Below are 2866 nucleotides of genomic sequence, written 5' to 3'. Positions count from 1 at the left end.
TCGGCGCGGCCGAGCTTGCCGGCGTCGGCGAGCACGACGACCTCCTTAGCCTGCTGCATCATCAGCGACTTCAGCGCGACCTGCTCGAGGTCGGCCTCGCACAGGCCACGGTCACCGACCACGCCGTCGGCGCTCATGATGGCGCGGTCCGCCGTCATGCGGCGCAGCGCGTCGTGCGCCAACGGCCCCATGGTGCTCATGCTGGTGCTGCGTAGCGCGCCACCGAGAACGATGAGCTCGATGGACGGCGCCTTGGCGAGAAACGGCAGCAGCGCGAGGTTGTTGGTGATGACGCGCAAGCGGCGCTGCAGCAGAAGCCGGCCGAACGCGGCCACCGTCGAGCCGGCGTCCAGGATCAGCGTGTCGCCGTCCTCGATCAGTTCGATCGCCGCTTGCGCGATCGCCTGCTTCTGCTTGCCCTGCACGGCGAGACGCTGCTCGAGCGTCGTCTCGGCGGCGTTCCCCGTGAGGATGGCGCCGCCATAGGTGCGGCGCACGGCATTGGCCCTGGAGAGATGCTGCAGGTCGCGCCGCACGGTGGAGGCGGAGACGTCGAAGCGCCGCGCCAGATCGTCGACGTCGATCTCGCCGGCATTCAGCGCCTCCAGCAGACGGGCGCGACGTTCCTTGCTGCGCATCGACATCGAACCGGCACCCTCAACACTCGTCGTTCCGGAGGCGCCGGCGCGCCATCGCGTCGGCGAACCCCTGCCACTCCATTTGGAGTGGCGGAGAACCACGATCTGGCTAGAGCAAAACGGGATTCCGGGTTGGCGCGCAAGAGCGCGCGCCCCGAAATGACAGTTTGAGTTATGCCGCCTTGCTGCTCTTCGGTGCCAGCTCAACCGCCTGCCGCAGCGCCTCGATGAGGCTGCGCTCGTCGGCGATGCCCTTTCCAGCGATGTCGAAAGCGGTGCCGTGATCGACCGAGGTGCGAATCACAGGCAGGCCGACCGTGATGTTCACGCCGGATTCCAGGCCGAGCACCTTGATCGGGCCGTGGCCCTGATCGTGATACATCGCCACCACCATATCGTAGTCGCCGCGGCCGGCCAGGAAGAACAGCGTATCGGCGGGTAGCGGCCCCTGCACGTCCCAGCCTTTGGCCCGGCAGGCCTTCACGGCCGGGGTGATCTTCTCGGCCTCCTCGCCGTGGCCGAACAGGCCGTTCTCGCCGGCATGCGGATTGATCGCACAGACGCCAATCTTCGGATTCTTGATGCCTGCCTTGATCAGCACGTCGTGGCCGCGCGTGATCACACGCTCGACCAGTCCCGGCTCGATCTTCTTGATGGCGTCGATTAGGCCGATATGGGTGGTGACGTGAATGACGCGCAGCTTCGGCGACACCAGCATCATCGACACTTCCGGCGTCCCGGTCAGGTGCGCCAGCAATTCGGTGTGACCGGGATATTTGTGGCCGGCGGCGTGTAGTGCCTCCTTGGACAACGGCGCGGTGCAGATGCCCTGCGCAAGACCCGCCTGCACCACCTGCACCGCTTTCTCTATGTAGCGATAGGCGGCCTCGCCTGCGACCGGCGACATCTGGCCGAACGGCAGAGCGTCCGGCACATTCTTCAGATCCAGGCACTGCACCGCTTTCGACGCGAAGTTGGCGTCGCCGGCAGCGGTCAGAGAGTCGACCGCGAGCGCCACGCCGACGGCCTTGGCCGCCTTGCGCAGGCGGCCGGCGTCGCCGATCACCAGCGGATTGCAGATCTCGTGGGCGTAGGGCTGGGCCAGCGCCTTCATGATGACTTCCGGTCCGATGCCGGCCGGGTCGCCCATGGTGATCGCAATGGTGGGACGGGTCATGCAAAACTTCCTTTGATTCGAACGGCGCGCAGCCGCTCGGCGATACGGATCAGGCTGAGTTCGTCACCAAAAGCCCCCGCTTTGGTAGCAATTGGTACCGACAATGCGCCGAGGGTCAGGCCGAGCGAAACGCCCGGCTCGAACTCGACGGCGAGGTGGATGCCGGTGACGCCGAAGCGCGACAGCAGCGCCGCGGAGGATTCGCCGCCGGTTGCGGCAAGGGCGCCGATCTCCGGAGCCACGGGCGCCAGCACATCGGCGAGGCCCTGCGACAGTTGCGCACCGAGCGACATGTCCGGCTTTTCGTCCATCGCGATCTCGACCAGCGCGTCGCCGCCGGTCAACAGGCGCATCTTCACCGCCGCCGCGAGCCTGGCGCGGTCGGCGCCTTCGCCAAGCAACGTGTCCGGCGACACCGGAAAATGTTCGACCGTGCCGGTCGCGGCCAGTTCGCGTGCCGCCGCACGCGACGCGCCGGCCAGCGAGCCGACCACGATCAGCGTGCCCGTGGCACTGGTCGGAATTTGCAGCGGCTCGACATCGCCGTCGGCATCGAGGCCGGCCAGCGCATGCGCCAGGCCGGCGCTGCCGATGAAAAAGGTCGAGGGCGACGCCAGCAGGCTGGCTTCCGCGATCAGATGCAGATCGTGGTCGGTCACGGCATCGCAGGCCACCACCACATCGCCCTCGGCGGCAAGTCTCGCGAAGGTGGCCTTGAGGTCGGGGCCGCGAATGGTTGTCAGCGAAATCTTCTCGCCGCGGATCCCGGCGCTCGCCAGCACGTCGACGAGATCGGCATTGGGATAGGTGTGCTCGCGCACCCAGACCTCGGTCTCCTCGAGCGGACGGCCCTTGACGTGGATACGGCCGTCGATGGTGGTGCGGCCGGTCGCCGGAAACGCCGGCGCGAACACGCCGAGCGCCGGGCCGGATTGCGACTTGAGGTGCAGCAGTGCCGAAACAATCTCCGCGGCGGGTTGGCCCCGCAGCGTCGAGTCGATCTTCTTGAACAGGATGCGGCCGGGCTCGGCCAGCCGCGCCAGCAATTCGG

Annotated in this window: 3 protein-coding genes; all 3 read right to left on the bottom strand. The window is 67.4% G+C overall.

Annotated elements, in window-relative coordinates:
• Positions 1-644: DeoR/GlpR family DNA-binding transcription regulator (locus JWR89_RS26270; protein ID WP_299721121.1), on the bottom strand; the 644-nt coding region annotated here is incomplete at its 3' end.
• Between the two features lie 166 nt (positions 645-810).
• Positions 811-1815, bottom strand: a complete 1005-nt coding sequence (gene pdxA, locus JWR89_RS26265) for a 4-hydroxythreonine-4-phosphate dehydrogenase PdxA (protein ID WP_299721120.1) — start codon at positions 1813-1815, stop codon at positions 811-813.
• Positions 1812-2866 (bottom strand): four-carbon acid sugar kinase family protein (locus tag JWR89_RS26260; protein ID WP_299721119.1); only part of this gene is annotated, 1055 nt, incomplete at its 5' end. The genes JWR89_RS26260 and pdxA, both read right to left, overlap by 4 nt.

Origin of the sequence: Tardiphaga sp., assembly GCF_028290785.1 — a bacterium.
In the GTDB taxonomy this organism is placed as follows: Bacteria; Pseudomonadota; Alphaproteobacteria; order Rhizobiales; family Xanthobacteraceae; genus Tardiphaga.
The sequence above is the reverse complement of the archived record's forward strand: the minus strand, read 5'-3'. Positions and strand labels throughout refer to the sequence as shown.

Bases quoted from the DNA above. Each gene is read 5' to 3' on its own strand.
- pdxA (WP_299721120.1), bottom strand. From the start codon at position 1,815: ATGACCCGTCCCACCATTGCGATCACCATGGGCGACCCGGCCGGCATC.